Source organism: Microbacterium sp. NPDC057659 (assembly GCF_042799915.1).
GTDB lineage: Bacteria > Actinomycetota > Actinomycetes > Actinomycetales > Microbacteriaceae > Microbacterium.
The window spans coordinates 1,786,183-1,802,194 of record NZ_JBHVHU010000001.1 but is presented as its reverse complement, the minus strand read 5'-3'; the positions used below and the strand labels follow the sequence as shown (position 1 = coordinate 1,802,194).

Sequence of the window (16,012 nt, the reverse complement as noted above, 5' to 3'; positions counted from 1 at the left end):
CTACTACTGTCGCCTAAAGTTATTGATCGCACGATCAATAGGTCGAGGAGGACAGTATGGGTTGGCGGATGCCGCACGAGGGCGACCCCCACGAGCGCACCTGGATGGCCTTCCCGCGAGCCGGCGTCACGCTGGGCACGGGGGAGGAGCACCAGGAGAGCGGCTACCGCGCCTGGGCCGACACGGCGCTCGCCGTCGCCGAGTTCGAACCCGTCACCCTGCTCGTCGACCCGACCGAGACCGCCCGCGCCCGCCGCATGCTCGGCGGCGCCGTCGACATCATCGAGGCCCCGGTCGACGAGTTCTGGCTGCGCGACTCCGGGCCCACCTTCGTCGTCGACGATGAGCGACCAGGCGTGCTCGGTGCCGTCGACTGGATCTTCAACGGCTGGGGCGCACCCGCCTGGGCCGAGTGGCGGCAGGCCGCGCAGCACGCCCGGATCGTCGCCGGCGCGGTCGGCGCCGAGCTCGTGTCCAGCCTGCTCGTCAACGAGGGCGGCGGCATCCACGTCGACGGCGAGGGCACCGTGCTCGCCACCGAGACCGTGCAGCTCGACCCGAACCGCAACCCGCTCGCCGACAGGGCGCGCGTCGAGGCGGAGTTCGCCCGCACGATCGGTGCGGAGAAGGTCGTCTGGCTGCCGAGCGGCCTCACCGCCGACTACGAGGAGCTCGGCACCAACGGGCACGTCGACATCGTCGCCACCATCACCTCTCCGGGTCGCCTGCTGCTGCACTCCCAGACGGATGCCGCACACCCCGACCACGCCGTCACCCGTGAACTGCGCGAGCACCTCGCCGCCCAGACGGATGCCGCGGGCCGATCCTTCGAGATCACCGACCTGCCCGCGCCGGCCGCCCTGCGCGCCGACGGCGAGTTCGTCGACTACAGCTACGTCAACCACCTGGTCGTGAACGGCGGCGTCATCGCCTGCGGCTTCGGCGAGCCGCAGGCGGATGCCCGGGCCCGCGGGATCCTGGAGGAGGCCTACCCCGGCCGCCGCATCGTCACGGTCGATGCCCGCCCGATCTTCGCCCGCGGCGGCGGCATCCACTGCATCACCCAGCAGCAGCCGGCGGTGCTCCGATGATCGACGTCGTCGAGGCCTCCATCGCCGACCTCCGCGCCGCGCTCGAGAGCGGTGCCGCGACCGCGGTCGACCTGGTCGACGCGTACCTCGCGCGCATCGAGGCCTACGACGGACCCGGGACCGAGACCGCGTTGAACTCGGTCGTCGTCCGCAATCCCGCAGCGCGGGCCGAGGCCGCGGCATCCGATGCCCGGCGCGCTGCCGGCGAGGCCAGGGGCCCGCTGGACGGCATCCCGTACACGGCGAAGGACAGCTACCTCGTGGCCGGCCTCACCGCGGCATCCGGATCGCCGGCCTTCGCCGACCTGGTCGCCCAGCGCGACGCGTTCACGATCGAGCGGCTGCGCGCCGCAGGCGCGATCTGCCTCGGGTTGACCAACATGCCCCCGATGGCCAATGGCGGCATGCAGCGCGGCGTCTACGGCCGTGCCGAGAGTCCCTACAGCGCCGACTGGCTGACCAGCGCGTTCGGCTCCGGGTCGTCGAACGGATCCGGCACCGCGACCGCGGCGAGTTTCGCCGCGTTCGGCCTGGGTGAGGAGACCTGGTCCAGCGGACGCGCGCCCGCGTCGAACAACGCGCTGTGCGCCTACACCCCGTCGCGCGGCGTGATCTCGGTGCGCGGCAACTGGCCGCTCGTGCCGACGATGGATGTCGTGGTGCCGCACACCCGCAGCATGGCCGATCTGCTCGAGGTGCTCGACGTGGTCGTGGCCGATGACGCGGACGTGCGCGGCGATTTCTGGCGCGGGCAGCCGTGGGTGACGATCCCCGCGGCATCCGAGGTGCGGCCGGCGTCGTACCGGGCGCTCGCCGCGGGCGACCCGCGGCAGGTGCTCGCCGGCCGCCGGTTCGGCGTGCCGCGGATGTACATCAACGCCGACCCGGATGCGGGGTCGGGAACGACGATCGGCGGCCCGACCGGGCAGCGGATCGAGACCAGGGCATCCGTCATCGCGCTCTGGGAGCAGGCGCGACGCGACCTCGAGGCCGCCGGCGCCGAGGTCGTCGAGGTCGACTTCCCCGCGGTGACGAACTACGAGGGCGACCGCGCCGGAGCCCCGACACTGAAGACGCGCGGCCTTGTGAGCGAGCGGTTCCTGCGTTCCGAGATCGAGGATCTCTCGGCCTGGGCCTGGGACGACTTCCTGCGGGCGAACGGCGACCCCGCACTCGACCGGCTGGACCTCGTCGACGGCGCCCGCATCTTCCCGCACCCCGAGGGTGCGCTGCCCGACCGGTACACCGGTTTCGACGACGACATCGCCGAGTACCCGTCCTTCGTGCGCGACCGCCCGCACGCCGCGTTCACCGACATCCCGCACCTCGCGGAGGGCGTGCGCGGGCTCGAGGAGACCCGGCGCATCGACCTCGAGGAGTGGATGGACGGCCTCGGCCTCGATGCCGTGGTCTTCCCGGCCGTCGCCGACATCGGCCCCGCCGACATGGACGTGAACCCGGCATCCGCCGACGCCGGCTGGCGCAACGGCGTCTGGGTCGCGAACGGCAACCTCGCCATCCGCCACCTCGGCATCCCGACGGTCACCGTGCCGATGGGCACGATGGCCGACATCGGGATGCCCGTGGGCCTGACCTTCGCCGGACGCGGCTGGGACGACACCGAACTGCTCCGCCTGGCTGCCGCCTTCGAGGCCACAGGCGACCGCCGCACCTCACCGCCGCGCACGCCCGCTCTCCCTGGAGAGGAACTCTCATGACATCGCCGTTCCCCCGCCCCGATCAGCGACTGCAGATCATCGTCTCCGATGCCGATCCGTTCGCGCGCGGCGCCGACCGCGGCCGGCAGTTGCACGAGACCCTGCCCGGCACGATCGAGGCGTACGACCGCCTGTTCCGCCTCGGCGGCATCGACGAGACCGTGGTCCGCGACGACGCGGAGCGGCTGCTCGAGGCGATCGGCGCGCACCGTCCGGCGCTGCGTGCGCAGATCGAGGGCATCGCCGCGGGTGCGGGTGCCGAGCTGTGGCGCATCGCCGCACTGAACGGCCGCACAGAGATCCTGTCCCGCAGCGTCGCCGTGCCGCCGGGGGAGTGCTCGACCATCGTGCGGTCCATCCGCGACGAGCAGGGGCGCGCGCACACCCTCGGCGTGCAGACCTGGGACTGGCACATGGAGATCGCGCCGTACTGGCACACGATCGTCTCCCGCGGCGGCGTCCACGACTACGCCGGGCTCACCGAGTGCGGCATCCTCGGCAAGATCGGCGTGAACAGCGCCGGCGTCGCCCTGCACTTCAACATCCTCGGGCACCGCGCCGACCGGCCGGAGGGCATCCCGATCCATGTGCTCGCCGCGCTCGTCCTCGAAGAGGCCACCAGCGTCGCGCACGCCGTCGAACTGGTGCGCGAGGCGCCGGTGACGAGCTCCGGCTCGTTCGCGCTGTTCGACGAGACCGGGGACGCCGTCCTGCTCGACATCAGCCCCGAGGGCGTGTTCGAGGCCCCCGCGATCACCGACGGCACCTGGCTGCGCACCAACCACTTCCTCACCGCCGAGCCCGCCGCCGAGGAGAAGACCTGGCTGTACCAACCCGACTCCGGCCAGCGCTGGGACTTCCTGCGCGACCGGCTCACGGCCGGTGCCGCGCCGGCCGACGCCGCTCAGCTGCGTGCCGCCCTCGTCACCGGCGACGGCGAGCCGCCCGTCACCTGCGTGCCCGACCTCGCCCTGCCGATGGGGCAGCGCTGGGCGAGTCTCGCGACCGTCGTGCTCGACCCCGCTGCACGCCGCGCCGACATCCTCGACGGCACCCCCGCCGAGAACACCACACGCCCGCACATCGAGCTCGCGCTCTGACCGTTCGCACACCGATCGAAGAGGATCCCGCCATGACCGAGACCACCGTCTACTGCAACGCTGTCGTCTTCGACGGGCTGGCGGATGCTCCGCTCCGGTCCGCGTTCGCGGTCCGCGGCGATCGCATCCTCGCCGTCGGCACGGAGGCCGACGTGCGCGAGGCAGCGGGCGCGGATGCCGCGGTCGTCGACCTCGACGGCGCCTTCGCGATGCCCGGCGTGATCGAGGCCCACGCCCACCTGGCGATGTTCGGCCACGCGCAGGGCAAGGTGCAGCTGCGCGACTGCACCTCGGTCGAGCAGATCCAGCAGCGGCTCCGCGAGGCGCGTGAGGCGAACCCGGATGCCGCGATCATCGAAGGAGTCAGCTGGCTGTTCGATGCGCTGCCGGAGGGCATCACCCAGCCGACCGCGGCGATGATCGACGCGGTGATCGACGACATCCCGGTGTTCCTCGACGCGAACGATCTGCACAGCACCTGGGTCAACACGGCCGCGCTGCACGCCGCCGGCATCGACCGCGACACCGTCGACCCGATCGGTGGCGAGGTCGTCCGAGACGCGAACGGCGACGCCACAGGCTTCCTGCTGGAGACGGCCGCGATGGATCTGCTCGGGGACTACCTCGACGGCATCCGCACCGACGAGGAGGTCGACGGGCATCTCGACCGCGCCTTCGCCGCCTACCTGTCCGCCGGTGTCACCGGCGCCGCCGACATGGGCATGACCGAGCAGGGGATCGCGGCGCTGCGGCGCCGGCTGGATCGCGACGGGCGACTGCCCTTCCCGGTCACCGCGCACTGGTGGCTGAGCTCCACCGGCGACCCGGCAGCAGACCTCGCCCAGGTCGAGCGCGCCGTGCAGTTGCGCGACGAGCTGGCCGCGACGGGCACGCCCTGGCTGAAGGTCGTCGGGGTGAAGTTCATCCTCGACGGCGTGATCGACGCCTGCACCGCCGCCATGGTGCGGCCCTACGCCGACGGCTCGAACGCCGACCCCATCTGGAGCCGCGAGGCCGCCACGCCCGTCGCGATCGCCGCCGACCGCGCCGGCCTGCAGCTCGCGATGCATGCGATCGGCGACGCCGCCAGCGCCCTCGCCGTAGATCTCGTCGAGGCCTGCGAGCGGGCGAACGGCACGGCCACCGGCCGGCGACCCCGCATCGAGCACCTCGAATCGGTCACCCCCGCGACGGTCGCACGCATTCGGGAGCACGGCATCGCCGCGTCCATGCAGCCCGTGCACTGCGACCCCGCCATCCTGGACAACTGGATGGCGGTGCTCGGCGATCAGCGCGCCGAGGACGGCTTCCCGTGGCACTGGTTCCGCGACGTCGACGTCCCCGTCGCTCTCGGCACCGACGCCCCCACCGCACCCCACGAGGCTCTGCACAACCTGTTCATCGCGATGTCCGGCCGCTCGTCGATCGACAGCGCGCTGCCCGCCTACCATCCGGAGCGCGCGTTCACCGCCGCACAGGCGCTCGCCGCGGCGACCTCCGGTGCGGCCCACGTCGGCGCGATCGACGAGGCCTACGGGCGGATCGCCCCCGGCTTCTTCGCGAACGTCGCCGTGCTCGACATCGACCCGCTGTCCGCACCGACCGACGACCTGCTCACCGGCGCCGTGCTCCTCACCCTGGTGCATGGCGAGACCGCCTACCGGCGACCCTGACCCGACGCACTGAAACCCGAACCGCCCCCTGCAGCGACGCACCGGGCGACCACCTCGAAAGGCCTTCAATGTCCGAAGCATCCGCCGTTCCTCTCCTGCGCGACGCCGCGCAGGAGCCCGGAACCGAGTTCGTCGACGCGGCGAACACCCCCGAGACCCGCGGCATCGAGCTCATCGACGACGCGCAGCGCCACGGCAGGGCGCGCGACCTGTTCTTCGTCTGGTCCGCACCCGGCGTCAGCGTGCTCAACATCACGGTCGGCGCCTCGCTGACCCTCGTGCTGGGACTGGAGATCTGGCAGGCGCTGCTGGTCGTGCTGGTCTCGAGCGTCCTGGCGATCCTGCCGGGGATCGTCGCGATCTCCGGACCGGCCGCCGGCACCTCGGGGTCGGTGATCCAGCGCGCGATCTACGGCATCCACGGCAACAAGATCGTCATCGCGTTCTACGGCTGGTTCATCTCCGGGGTGTTCCTCGCGCTGAACTGGGTGGCCGCCTCGTTCATCGGCGGCGAGCTGCTGAAGCGCTGGGGCTTCCCCGACCCGGTCCTGGCGCCGATCCTGGTGGCTGTCGTTGTCTCGGCGATCACCGTGCTCGTCGCGGTCTACGGCCACGCACTGATCCTCAAGGCGTACATGGCGATCTCGATCGGCCTGTTCGTGATCTTCGCGCTGGTGATCGGCTTCATCGCACCCGTGCTGGACTGGGGCTTCGCGCAGCCCGCGCCGCTCGAGGGGATGCCGCTGTGGGCGAGCATCACCATCGCCTTCGCCCTGATGGCGTCGTCGCCGCTGTCGTTCAGCAACAGCGCCGACATGGCCCGCTACCTGCCGCGCGAGACGAAGGCCTCCGGCATCATCGGCGCGACCGCCCTGGGGCAGCTCTTCCCGGCCGTGCTCATCACCGCCTTCGGCGTCGTGCTGGGCGGCACGGTCGGACCGGAGACCCTCGAGAACGGCATCGAGTACTCGCTGCTCGAGAACCTGCCGGCCTGGCTCGCACCGCTGTTCGTGCTCGGAGTGCTGGTGAACTGCATCTCGCTGAACGGGATGACGACCTACACGGCCAGCATGGCGCTGCAGTCGATCGGCGTCCCGATCCGCCGCATCCCCTCGGCGATCCTCATCGGCGCACTCGGCTGCGCGTTCACGATCGTCCTCGTGCTGGCATCCGACCTGATCAGCGCCGTCAACCTCATGCTGCAGTTCCTGCTGATCATCTCGGTGCCGACGATGGGCGTCTACGTCGCCGACATCGTGCTGCGCCGCAACCGATACGACGGCGACGACCTGTTCGACGAGCGACCGGGCGGCATGTTCTGGTATCTCGGCGGGTTCGGCGTCGCGGGGCTCGTCTCGGTGGTCGTCGGCGGCTTCGCGACGGCGATGTTCCTCTCCACCACGGTGTGGTCCGGTCCGTGGGGCGCCGCGCTGGGCGGACTCGACCTGTCGGTGCCGGTCGGCCTCATCGTGTCGGTCGGCCTCTACGCCCTGCTCGCCGGCCGGAAGGTGCGCGCGCAGATCGGGGCCTGAACCTCCGGCATCCGCGAGAAACCACTTCCCCCTCGAGAAACCATGTGAGGCATGGTTTCTGAGGCCGGAGGTGGTTTCTCGCCGTGGTGGCTACGGGACGATGACGAGCTTGCCGTGGGTGTGTCCGGAGGCGCTGGCGCGGAAGGCGTCGGGGACCTCGTCGAGGGAGTACGTGCGGGCGATCTCGACCTGCAGACTTCCCTGCTCGACCATGGCGGCGAGGCGGGCGGTCTCGGCGCCGTCGGGGCGCACCCAGATGTGCCGGCCGCCGTGCGCGACCACACCGGGGTCGGCGACGGACACCTGCGCGCCGCCCACTCGCAGCACCGCGAGCGTCGTCTCGAGCTGACCGCCCACGAAGTCGGCGACCGCGTCGACCGGGCCGCCGGCCAGCGCCAGCACCCGCTCGGCGAGCCCATCGCCGTAGACCACCGGCTCCACGCCGTACGCCCGGAGCGCGTCGTGATTGCGCTCGGACGCCGTGCCGATCACCCGTGCGCCACGTGCGACGGCGATCTGCACGGCGAAGCTGCCCACGCCGCCCGCCGCGCCGTGGATGAGCACCGTGCGACCGTCGAGGTCGCCGAGCGCGTCGACCGAGCGCAGCGCGGTGCCGCCGGCGAGGGGGAGCGCGCCGGCCTGCTCCCAGGTCAGGGATGCCGGCTTGTGCGCGACCGCCCGCACGGGCACGTCGACCCGCTCTGCGAAGGTGCCGCCGCCGACCACGTCGGGGCGCGCGTAGGCCAGCACCTCGTCGCCGACCTTGAACTCGGGGGTGTCCATGCCGACCGCGACGACCACGCCGGCGACATCCCAACCGGGGATCACAGGGAACATCGTCGGCATGATCGGGTCGAGCCCGCCGGCCATGAGCTTCCAGTCCACCGGGTTCACGCCGGCGGCGTGCACCTCGATGAGGACCGAAGCCGGCGCCACCTTGGGCTCGGGCAGCTCACGCACCTCGAGTGAATCGAAGTCGCGGGTGAAGCGGTCATAGACGGTTGCGCGCATGGTGGTCCTTCCGATCGGATGCGTCAGACGGCGGCGGTGGTGCCCTGCAGGGCGTGTACGACGGGGGCGAGCTCGGGCTGCCCCTCGGCCTCGCCGAGGACGCGCTCCAGCGTCTCGTCGTGGATCGGATGCGCGCGCTCGTACAGCTCCTGCCCCGCAGGCGTGAGCTCCGTGTAGATGCCACGCCGGTCGTCGACGCACAGGATGCGGGTCAGCAGACCGCGATCCTCGAGACGGGTGACCAGGCGGGTGGTCGCGCTCGGGCTCAGTGCGGTGGCCCGGGCGAGCTGCTGCATGCGCATGTGCCAGCCGTCCTGGCGGTTCAGCGCGTCGAGCACGGTGTACTCGACGACCGAGAGCCCCTCGGCACCCAGCGCCCGCTCCAGTTCGACGTCGATGAGGTTGTGCAGGGCGGCGAGGGTGCGCCAGCCGCGCGCCCGGATCTCGACGGCGTCATCGGCGATGCCCATCATGCCTCCAAAAGTAGTTGCTTGCGCGGATTAGTTGCGTGTGCAATGATTGTGTTCATCAACGCAATATCCCGCGTTTGCAACTATCTTAGCAGGAGGCATCGGATGCCACTCGGACTTCTCGCTCTCGCCATCGGAGCGTTCGGCATCGGACTCACGGAGTTCGTCATCATGGGGCTGCTGCCCGAGGTGGCGGCCGACTTCGGAGTCACCGAGGCCACCGCCGGCTGGCTCATCTCGGGCTACGCCCTCGCCGTCGTGGTGGGCGCCCTCGGCATCACCGCCGCCACAGTCCGCCTGCCGCGCAAGCCCGTGCTGCTCGGCCTCGTGGTGCTGTTCATCGTCGGCAACGCGCTCACCGCGGTCGCCCCCGACTACGGCACCGCGCTCGCAGGCCGCATCATCGCGGCCCTCTGCCACGGCGCGTTCTTCGGCATCGGCTCGGTCGTCGCGACCGGTCTCGTCGAGCCCGCCAAGAAGGCCCGCGCGATCGCGATCATGTTCACCGGGCTCACCACGGCGAACGTCCTGGGCGTGCCGTTCGGCACTTTCCTCGGTCAGCAGCTCGGCTGGCGCTCCACCTTCTGGGCGATCTCGATCATCGGCGTCATCGCGTTCCTCGGCATCCTCCTCCTGGTGCCGAGCAGCGGTGAGGGCGAGGTGCAGGTCAGCCTGCGCCGCGAGCTGAGTGCATTCCGCTCCGGTCAGGTCTGGCTGTCGCTGGTCGTCACCGTGCTCGGCTTCGGGGGCATGTTCGGCGCCTTCACGTACATCGCCTACACGCTGACCGGGGTGTCCGGCTTCGCGGCATCCGCCGTCCCCTGGCTGCTGGTGCTGTTCGGCGCCGGACTCGTCGTCGGCAACTGGGCCGGCGGGCGCCTGGCCGACCGCTCGATCGACGGCACCATCGTCGCCTTCCTCGGCGCTCTGACCGTCGTGCTCGTGGCCTTCGGGCTGCTGGCCGGATCGCCGGTCGCGACCGCGATCATCCTGCCGCTCATGGGCGGCTTCGGTTTCGGCACCGTGCCCGGCCTGCAGAGCCGCATCATGAACTACGCCGGCGGTGCGCCCACGCTCGCCTCCGGTGCGAACATCGGCGCCTTCAACGTCGGCAACGCGCTCGGTGCCTGGGCCGGAGGCCTCGGCATCGCCGCTGGCCTCGGCTACACCTCGCCGATCTGGATCGGCGCCGCCTTCACCGTCGTCGCCCTCGCGGTGATGATCGTCGCCGCCGTCCTCGCCGTCCGCACCCGCCCGGATTCCGCTGACGCGGCCCCCGTCGACACCACCGCGCTCGCCGCGGCCCACTGAACCTCCATCGGAAAGAGAGAGCTCATGAACGCTCAGATTCCCCAGATCACCCTGAACAACGGCATCCGGATGCCGCAGCTCGGCTTCGGCGTCTTCCAGGTGCCGGACGACGAGACCACTGCCGCGGTCGCCGCGGCGCTGCAGGCCGGCTATCGCAGCATCGACACCGCCGCCATCTACGGCAACGAGGCGGGTGTCGGCCGCGCGATCGCCGAGTCGGGTCTGCCCCGCGAGGAGCTGTTCATCACCTCGAAGGTGTGGGTCAGCGACCACGGCTACGACAACGCGCTGCGCGCCTACGACGAGGCGCTGGAGCGGCTCGGGCTGGAGTACCTCGACCTGTTCCTGGTGCACTGGCCCACGCCCGCCAGCGGTCTGTACCCCGAGACCTGGCGCGCATTGGAGAAGCTCTACGCCGACGGCCGCGTCCGTGCGATCGGCGTCTCGAACTTCGAGCCGGCGCATCTCGAGCAGATCTCCGGCGAGGGTCGGATCGTTCCGGCCGTGAACCAGGTCGAGCTGCACCCCGCGCTGCAGAACCGGGCCGTCGTCGCGGCGAACGAGGCCCGCGGCATCGTCACCGAGGCGTGGAGCCCGCTCGCGCAGGGCGCCGTGCTCGGCGACGACGCCGTGCTGGCCGCAGCAGCCGCACACGGCAAGAGCCCGGCCCAGGTGGTGCTGCGCTGGCACCTGCAGCAGGGCCGCGTGGTGATCCCCAAGTCGGTGACGCCGTCGCGCATCGCCGAGAACCTGGACGTGTTCGACTTCGAGCTGACCGCCGACGAGCTCGCCGCGATCGACGGCCTCGAGCGCGACGGCCGCACCGGCCCGCACCCGGACAGCTTCAACGGCTGAGGTCGCGAATCGCCTGACGCGCTGCATCCGGGGGCCAGACAGCAGGTCGCGTGATTCGAAGGGGAGGAGGCGCGGCGCCTGTTGGCGCCGCGCCTCCTCGGCGCTCCGGCGCCACGACCCCGCCCAGGCTGTAGCGTCGAACCCATGGCATCCGAAGAGCTGGTGACCCTGCTGGACGAGACCGAGGTGGTCGCGATCGTGACCCGCAAGCAGAACGGTGATCCTCTCGCGACGCCGATCTGGTCGATGGTCGTGGACGGAGTGCCGTACATCCGCTCGGCGTACGGCGAGGCCGGGTGGTGGTGCCGTCATGTGCGCGCCGGGCGCCCGGCCGCCTTCGCGATGGGCGACGGCGCGATCGCCGAGGTCGACCGTGCCGCGGCGCTCGAGCTCCCGCGCGTGGACGTGACGCTGACCCCGATCGCCGCGGACGACGCGGTGCAGCAGGCGATCAGCGCCGAGATGGAGCGCAAGTACGCCGGCGCACCGCGCTCCTCGATCGACGTGATGCTGACCGACGGCGCTCTCGAAGCGACGTTCCGCGTGAGCTGAGTCGCGCGGTCAGACCGGCAGCGCGACCTCCGCGAGCCGGCGCGGCCCGGCGTAGGCGTCGATCGCGACCACCCGGTCGTCGAGCACCGAGAACGCCATCAGCGACACCGGCCGTCCGTCGACCGTGACGATCACGCCGGCGCGCCCGTCCACGAAGACCGGCACCAGCACGGCGTTCGGCGTCGCGAACATCAGCGCGTTGCCCGCCACGGCCGCAGCGCCGCGGACGATCGTCGTCGCCGAGGCACCGGAATCGGCCCGCAGCACCACGCTGGGGTCGAGCACGGCGACCAGCCGGTCGAAGTCGCCCGCGCTCGCCGCAGCGAAGAAGGCGTCGACCACGCGGCGCAGCACCCGCGGGTCGGTCGCTCCGCCCGGACGCTCCGCCCGCAGGCGCCGTCGTGCGCGGCTGGCGATCTGCCGCGTGGCATCCGGTGTCCTGTCCAGGATCTCGGCCACCTGCTCGAACGGCACCTCGAACGAATCGTGCAGCACGAAGGCGACCCGTTCAGCTGGCCCGAGGCGGTCGATGACCACGTCGAGCGCGCTGCTCACGGCATCCGTCATCTCGGCCGCGCCGTGCGGCGTGGCCCCGGCGGGCAGCACCTGCGGCTCGGGCAGGCCCTCGTCCAGCGAGCTCTCTCCCCGTGAGGACCGCGAGCGCAGCTCGGTGAGGCAGATCCGCGACGTGATCGTGGTGACCCAGCCCGCGAAGTTCTCGATGTCGTCGTCGCCGGCGCGGGAGACCCGCAGCCAGGCATCCTGCACTGCGTCCTCGGCATCCGCGTGGGATCCGAGCATCCGCTCCGCGATGCGGATCAGGCGCGGTCGCTCGGCATCGAAACGCTCTGCGAGAATTTTCTGCTCGGACATGTCACATTCCTCTCGGTCCCGGAGTCACCTTAGTGAGTGCCGATGACGCGGCGCCGGAACCACCGAGGAGACATCGTGACCGACATCATCACCACCCCCGCAGACCACGACGAGATCGTCGCGCACAAGGCCCGGATGCCGCACCCGGCCTTCCTGCTGGAAGGCGGGCTGGATGCCCTGACCGGGCTCAACAAGGTCGCCCGCACCGCGGGCGTGCCCGAGCCGCTGCTGCACCTGCTGTGCCTGCGGGCAAGTCAGATCAACGGATGCAGCTGGTGCGCGGTCGACCACACCCGCGAGATGATCGAGGACGGCGCGAGCCCCGAGCGCATCGCCGCCGTCGCGGCATGGCGGGATGCTCCGTACTTCACCGCCCGCGAGCGCGTCGCACTGGAGTTCGCCGAGGCGATCACGCGCCTGGCCGATCACCACGACCCGATCTCGGACGAGCTCTGGGGTCGCATGACCGAGGCGTTCGACAAGCGCCAGATCTCGGCGCTGCTGTTCGAGATCGGCGCGATCAACGTCTGGAACCGCATCAACGCCGCGATCCGCCAGCCCGCCGGCCAGCGCTGAGCGACCGGAGTCGGAGGGCTCGGGCATACTCGTCCTGACCGAGGAGATCTCATGCCCGCCGTCGACCTGAAGAAGCAGATCGAGAGCTACCGCGCCGTGCGCGGTCGGTTCAAGGTGCTCACCGTGCCGGCGATGAGCTTCCTCATGGTCGACGGCCATGGCGATCCGAACACCGCCCCCGAGTACCGCGACGCGGTGGGCGCTCTGTATCCGCTCGCCTACAGCCTGAAGTTCTTCAGCAGGCGCGAGCTCGGCCTCGACCACACGGTCATGCCGCTCGAAGCCCTGTGGTCGGCCGACGACATGGATGCGTTCACGAGCGCCAGGGACAAGAGCCGCTGGGACTGGACGGTGATGATCATGGTGCCGGACTGGATCACCGCCGAGCACGTCGAGATCGCGAGGAATGCTGCGCGCGCCAAGGCCACAGCCGCCCTCGACGCCGTCCGCTTCGAGACCTACGACGAGGGGCTCAGCGTGCAGACCCTGCACGTCGGTCCCTACGACGCCGAGGGGCCGGTGCTCGACGAGCTGCACAGCCGGTTCATCCCCGAGAACGGCCTGCGCATGACGGGGCGGCATCACGAGATCTATCTCGGCGACCCGCGCCGCGCGGCGCCCGAGAAGCTGCGCACGATCCTGCGGCAGCCGGTCGAGCGGATCGGCTGACTACAGCCCCTGCCCGGCCTCCCAGAGCCGCTCGGTCTGGCCGGCGAGCAGCGCGTCGAGCGACCCGGCCTGCGCGTCGGTGAGCGAGGCGACGTAGTCGATGATGCCGCGGCCGCGGGCCAGCCGGTCCATCCCGTCCACGATGCCGAGCCGGCCGTAGTCGTCGGTGGCGAGCTCCACCAGGTCGAGCAGTCGGCGGGGCGCACGCCGGGCATCCCGTGGGTCGTCGAGCCAGGCCGTGAAACCGTCGACCAGGCGCTCGAGCACGGTGGCCTGTCCGCGCTGATAGACCGTGAGGTCGGGGCGCTCCAGGATGAAGCGCTCGTGCAGGAACTTCAGCACCGCGACCTCGTGCCACGCGCTCCGGTCGAGGCTGACGTGCCCTGCGCGGATGTCGGGATGCCGGTGCACCTCGACGGAGGACTGCAGCCGCGCGATCCACTCGGTCGTGAATCGGGCCAGCACCCGCTCGCTTGCGAGCGAGCCGTCGAACGGCTCCGCAAGCAGTCCCTCGATGACATCGGACTTGACCTTCGCCACCGCGTCGCCGAACGCGTCGGCGTCGGCGATCCAGGCATCCTTCTCGCGCAGCCGGCGCCAGAGCAGTTCGAGCGAGTGTCCGGGAGTCCTCGTGTTCGCGGCGAGGGTCTCCGCGGGCAGGGTGCGCAGCGCGGCGAGGTCACGATGCCAGCTGCGGAACTCGGCGGCGAGCGGACCTGCGCTCAGCAGACCCGCTCGGTAGAAGTCGTCGAGATCGTGCAGCGAGTACGCGATGTCGTCCGAGATGTCCATGATCGAGCACTCGACGGTCTGCTGCCCTCGCTCGATCAGCGGGTAGGCGGACAGGGCTGCCCTGGCATCCTGCTCGTCGAGCGCGTAGAAGTTGAACTTGCTCGCACCGCCGCGGCGCGGTCCGCCCTCACCGCGCAGCCACGGGTACTTCAGCACCGCGGCGCGCACCGCGGCTGTGAGATTGAGTCCCCCTCCAGCCCTGTCGTGCTCGTCGAGACGGGTGATGATGCGGAACGTCTGCGCGTTGCCCTCGAAACCCTCGGCGAGGCCGAACCTGTCGCGCGCCAGCCGATCGAGCGTCTGCTCGCCGAGGTGCCCGAAGGGCGGATGCCCGAGGTCGTGCGCCGCGGCAGCCGCCTGCACGACGACGGGGTCGGCCCCGCCGAGTTCCGCGACGACCGCTCCGTCGGCGTCATCACGGGTGGAGAGGTGCATCGCGATGCCGCGCGCGACGGCGGCGACCTTGATCGAATGGGTGAGCCGGTTGTGCACGGCGAGCCCGGCGCCCGCCTGCGAGATCACCTGGGTCACGGCGGACAGTCGCGAGTAGTACGGCGAGAACCGGATGCGCTCCACATCGACCCGGAACTGCGGATGATGCTCCGCGAGCTGGAGCGCGTCGAGCGTCTCGGGCAGGCGTCGCTTTTGGCGCGGATCATCCGTCATCCGCCCAGTGTCGCATGCCCCGCCGGCATCGCCGTCGCCTGTCAGCATCCGCGATCTCCGCGGGTGGCGGTCGATGCAGCGGTGATGTCCGCAAGGTGCGGAGCATCCGTGTGAGTATCCTCGGCATCAGGTCAGGCATCCCGGAAGAGGGAGGAACGCATGAGCGGCATCGGCATCATCTGGAATCCGAGCAAGATCGACAGGTCGGATCTCGAGGCAGCCCTCGGTGAGGTGTCCGCGGCCTCGGCCGAGGACCTCGCGTGGTACGAGACCAGTGCGGAGGACGCCGGCCGGGAGGCCGCGCAGCGCGCTCTCGCCGACGGAGCGGAGCTGCTTCTCGCCGCCGGCGGTGACGGCACCGTCCGCGCGGTCGTCGAGCACCTCGCGGAGGCCGGAGGAGAGGCCGAGCTGGGCATCATCCCCCTGGGCACCGGGAATCTGCTGGCACGCAATCTGGACATTCCCATGAACGACCCAGGCGCCGCGTTCTCCCGCGCGCTCACCGGCACCGCGGAGCCAATCGACGTCGGCTGGGCGGACGTCACCGGTGCGGAAGGCACGATGCGGCGCGCGTTCGCGGTCATGGCGGGATTCGGCATCGACGCGCACATGATCACGGAGACCGATGACGATCTGAAGGACAGAGCGGGATGGCTCGCCTATGTCGAATCGCTGGGTCGGGCCCTCTCCGCGAGCGAGGTCATCGACCTGCGGGTCGGCGTCGACGGGGCGGAGGAGCACGAGAACGCCCACACCGTCATCGTCGGGAACTGCGGGATGCTGCAGGGCGGAGTGACTCTGCTGCCCGATGCCGACCCCGCGGACGGTGAGCTCGACCTGCTCGTCCTCCGCGCCGACGGCGTGGCCGGTTGGCTGGACACCATGAAGAACATGGCCTGGGACAACGGCCTCAAGCGTCTGCTGAGCGGCCGCGGCGACGTCGAGCGCGCCGAGAGCAGCGGATCGACGGCGCATAGCCGATTCCGGGAACTGACGATCGAGCTCGCGGAGCCGCGCGAGTTCGAAGTGGACGGAGACGAGCTCGGTGAGGTGACGCGGGTGGGGATCACCATCCAGCCCTCGGCCGTGCGAGTCAGGTAGGGAGTTCGTGTACTCCCCCGGG

Annotated in this window: 15 protein-coding genes; 11 read left to right on the top strand and 4 right to left on the bottom strand. The window is 70.9% G+C overall.

What is annotated here, in order from left to right; genetic code table 11:
* Positions 1-56: 56 nt before the first annotated feature.
* The 5 genes from ACFVAE_RS08595 to ACFVAE_RS08575 all read left to right on the top strand — a co-directional run bounded on the left by ACFVAE_RS08595 (position 57) and on the right by ACFVAE_RS08575 (position 7,114).
* Positions 57-1,091, top strand: coding sequence for an agmatine/peptidylarginine deiminase (locus ACFVAE_RS08595; protein ID WP_378890343.1), 1,035 nt, complete (start codon positions 57-59; stop codon positions 1,089-1,091).
* Positions 1,088-2,809: an amidase gene (locus ACFVAE_RS08590; RefSeq protein ID WP_378890341.1), complete on the top strand. Its 1,722-nt coding sequence runs from the start codon at positions 1,088-1,090 to the stop codon at positions 2,807-2,809. The genes ACFVAE_RS08595 and ACFVAE_RS08590 overlap by 4 nt, the downstream gene beginning before the upstream one ends.
* Positions 2,806-3,909 (top strand): C45 family autoproteolytic acyltransferase/hydolase, encoded by a 1,104-nt coding sequence (locus ACFVAE_RS08585; protein WP_378890338.1) that lies wholly within the window; start codon positions 2,806-2,808, stop codon positions 3,907-3,909. The genes ACFVAE_RS08590 and ACFVAE_RS08585 overlap by 4 nt, the downstream gene beginning before the upstream one ends.
* Before the next feature lie 32 nt (positions 3,910-3,941).
* Positions 3,942-5,582: an amidohydrolase gene (locus ACFVAE_RS08580; RefSeq protein WP_378890335.1), complete on the top strand. Its 1,641-nt coding sequence runs from the start codon at positions 3,942-3,944 to the stop codon at positions 5,580-5,582.
* Between the two features lie 68 nt (positions 5,583-5,650).
* Complete coding sequence (locus ACFVAE_RS08575) at positions 5,651-7,114, top strand: purine-cytosine permease family protein (RefSeq protein WP_378890334.1); 1,464 nt, start codon at positions 5,651-5,653, stop codon at positions 7,112-7,114.
* Between the two features lie 90 nt (positions 7,115-7,204).
* On the opposite strand, the gene ACFVAE_RS08570 is transcribed toward ACFVAE_RS08575, so the two are convergent.
* Both ACFVAE_RS08570 and ACFVAE_RS08565 read right to left on the bottom strand, forming a co-directional pair.
* The gene (locus ACFVAE_RS08570) at positions 7,205-8,125 is read right to left on the bottom strand and encodes an NADP-dependent oxidoreductase (protein WP_378890331.1); all 921 of its coding nucleotides are present in this window, start codon (positions 8,123-8,125) and stop codon (positions 7,205-7,207) included.
* A gap of 23 nt (positions 8,126-8,148) precedes the next feature.
* Positions 8,149-8,595, bottom strand: a complete 447-nt coding sequence (locus tag ACFVAE_RS08565) for a MarR family winged helix-turn-helix transcriptional regulator (protein ID WP_378890568.1) — start codon at positions 8,593-8,595, stop codon at positions 8,149-8,151.
* 105 nt (positions 8,596-8,700) lie between these two features.
* On the opposite strand from ACFVAE_RS08565, the gene ACFVAE_RS08560 reads away from it, so the two are divergent.
* The 3 genes from ACFVAE_RS08560 to ACFVAE_RS08550 all read left to right on the top strand — a co-directional run bounded on the left by ACFVAE_RS08560 (position 8,701) and on the right by ACFVAE_RS08550 (position 11,313).
* Complete coding sequence (locus tag ACFVAE_RS08560; protein WP_378890328.1) at positions 8,701-9,906, top strand: MFS transporter; 1,206 nt, start codon at positions 8,701-8,703, stop codon at positions 9,904-9,906.
* Between the two features lie 24 nt (positions 9,907-9,930).
* Positions 9,931-10,761: an aldo/keto reductase gene (locus ACFVAE_RS08555; RefSeq protein ID WP_378890325.1), complete on the top strand. Its 831-nt coding sequence runs from the start codon at positions 9,931-9,933 to the stop codon at positions 10,759-10,761.
* Between the two features lie 144 nt (positions 10,762-10,905).
* Positions 10,906-11,313 (top strand): DUF2255 family protein, encoded by a 408-nt coding sequence (locus ACFVAE_RS08550; protein ID WP_378890322.1) that lies wholly within the window; start codon positions 10,906-10,908, stop codon positions 11,311-11,313.
* Between the two features lie 9 nt (positions 11,314-11,322).
* Here ACFVAE_RS08550 and ACFVAE_RS08545 read toward each other — a convergent pair whose 3' ends face one another.
* The gene (locus ACFVAE_RS08545) at positions 11,323-12,186 is read right to left on the bottom strand and encodes a sigma-70 family RNA polymerase sigma factor (RefSeq protein WP_378890320.1); all 864 of its coding nucleotides are present in this window, start codon (positions 12,184-12,186) and stop codon (positions 11,323-11,325) included.
* Between the two features lie 75 nt (positions 12,187-12,261).
* On the opposite strand from ACFVAE_RS08545, the gene ACFVAE_RS08540 reads away from it, so the two are divergent.
* A complete protein-coding gene (locus ACFVAE_RS08540) occupies positions 12,262-12,762 on the top strand; it encodes a carboxymuconolactone decarboxylase family protein (protein WP_378890317.1) in 501 nt (166 codons plus the stop codon).
* Between the two features lie 51 nt (positions 12,763-12,813).
* Positions 12,814-13,431, top strand: coding sequence for a GyrI-like domain-containing protein (locus ACFVAE_RS08535; RefSeq protein ID WP_378890314.1), 618 nt, complete (start codon positions 12,814-12,816; stop codon positions 13,429-13,431).
* Here the strand turns inward: ACFVAE_RS08535 and ACFVAE_RS08530 are convergent, their stop codons facing one another.
* A complete protein-coding gene (locus ACFVAE_RS08530; protein ID WP_378890311.1) occupies positions 13,432-14,889 on the bottom strand; it encodes a deoxyguanosinetriphosphate triphosphohydrolase family protein in 1,458 nt (485 codons plus the stop codon).
* A 159-nt stretch (positions 14,890-15,048) separates the two neighbouring features.
* On the opposite strand from ACFVAE_RS08530, the gene ACFVAE_RS08525 reads away from it, so the two are divergent.
* Positions 15,049-15,990: a diacylglycerol/lipid kinase family protein gene (locus tag ACFVAE_RS08525; protein WP_378890308.1), complete on the top strand. Its 942-nt coding sequence runs from the start codon at positions 15,049-15,051 to the stop codon at positions 15,988-15,990.
* The last annotated feature ends 22 nt before the right edge of the window (positions 15,991-16,012 follow it).

Excerpts from the sequence above, each read along its gene's own strand:
- ACFVAE_RS08595 (WP_378890343.1), top strand. The coding sequence starts at position 57 with ATGGGTTGGCGGATGCCGCACGAGGGCGACCCCCACGAGCGCACCTGG.
- ACFVAE_RS08590 (WP_378890341.1), top strand. The coding sequence starts at position 1,088 with ATGATCGACGTCGTCGAGGCCTCCATCGCCGACCTCCGCGCCGCGCTC.
- ACFVAE_RS08585 (WP_378890338.1), top strand. The coding sequence starts at position 2,806 with ATGACATCGCCGTTCCCCCGCCCCGATCAGCGACTGCAGATCATCGTC.
- ACFVAE_RS08580 (WP_378890335.1), top strand. The coding sequence starts at position 3,942 with ATGACCGAGACCACCGTCTACTGCAACGCTGTCGTCTTCGACGGGCTG.
- ACFVAE_RS08575 (WP_378890334.1), top strand. The coding sequence starts at position 5,651 with ATGTCCGAAGCATCCGCCGTTCCTCTCCTGCGCGACGCCGCGCAGGAG.
- ACFVAE_RS08570 (WP_378890331.1), bottom strand. The coding sequence starts at position 8,125 with ATGCGCGCAACCGTCTATGACCGCTTCACCCGCGACTTCGATTCACTC.
- ACFVAE_RS08565 (WP_378890568.1), bottom strand. The coding sequence starts at position 8,595 with ATGGGCATCGCCGATGACGCCGTCGAGATCCGGGCGCGCGGCTGGCGC.
- ACFVAE_RS08560 (WP_378890328.1), top strand. The coding sequence starts at position 8,701 with ATGCCACTCGGACTTCTCGCTCTCGCCATCGGAGCGTTCGGCATCGGA.
- ACFVAE_RS08555 (WP_378890325.1), top strand. The coding sequence starts at position 9,931 with ATGAACGCTCAGATTCCCCAGATCACCCTGAACAACGGCATCCGGATG.
- ACFVAE_RS08550 (WP_378890322.1), top strand. The coding sequence starts at position 10,906 with ATGGCATCCGAAGAGCTGGTGACCCTGCTGGACGAGACCGAGGTGGTC.
- ACFVAE_RS08545 (WP_378890320.1), bottom strand. The coding sequence starts at position 12,186 with ATGTCCGAGCAGAAAATTCTCGCAGAGCGTTTCGATGCCGAGCGACCG.
- ACFVAE_RS08535 (WP_378890314.1), top strand. The coding sequence starts at position 12,814 with ATGCCCGCCGTCGACCTGAAGAAGCAGATCGAGAGCTACCGCGCCGTG.
- ACFVAE_RS08530 (WP_378890311.1), bottom strand. The coding sequence starts at position 14,889 with ATGACGGATGATCCGCGCCAAAAGCGACGCCTGCCCGAGACGCTCGAC.
- ACFVAE_RS08525 (WP_378890308.1), top strand. The coding sequence starts at position 15,049 with ATGAGCGGCATCGGCATCATCTGGAATCCGAGCAAGATCGACAGGTCG.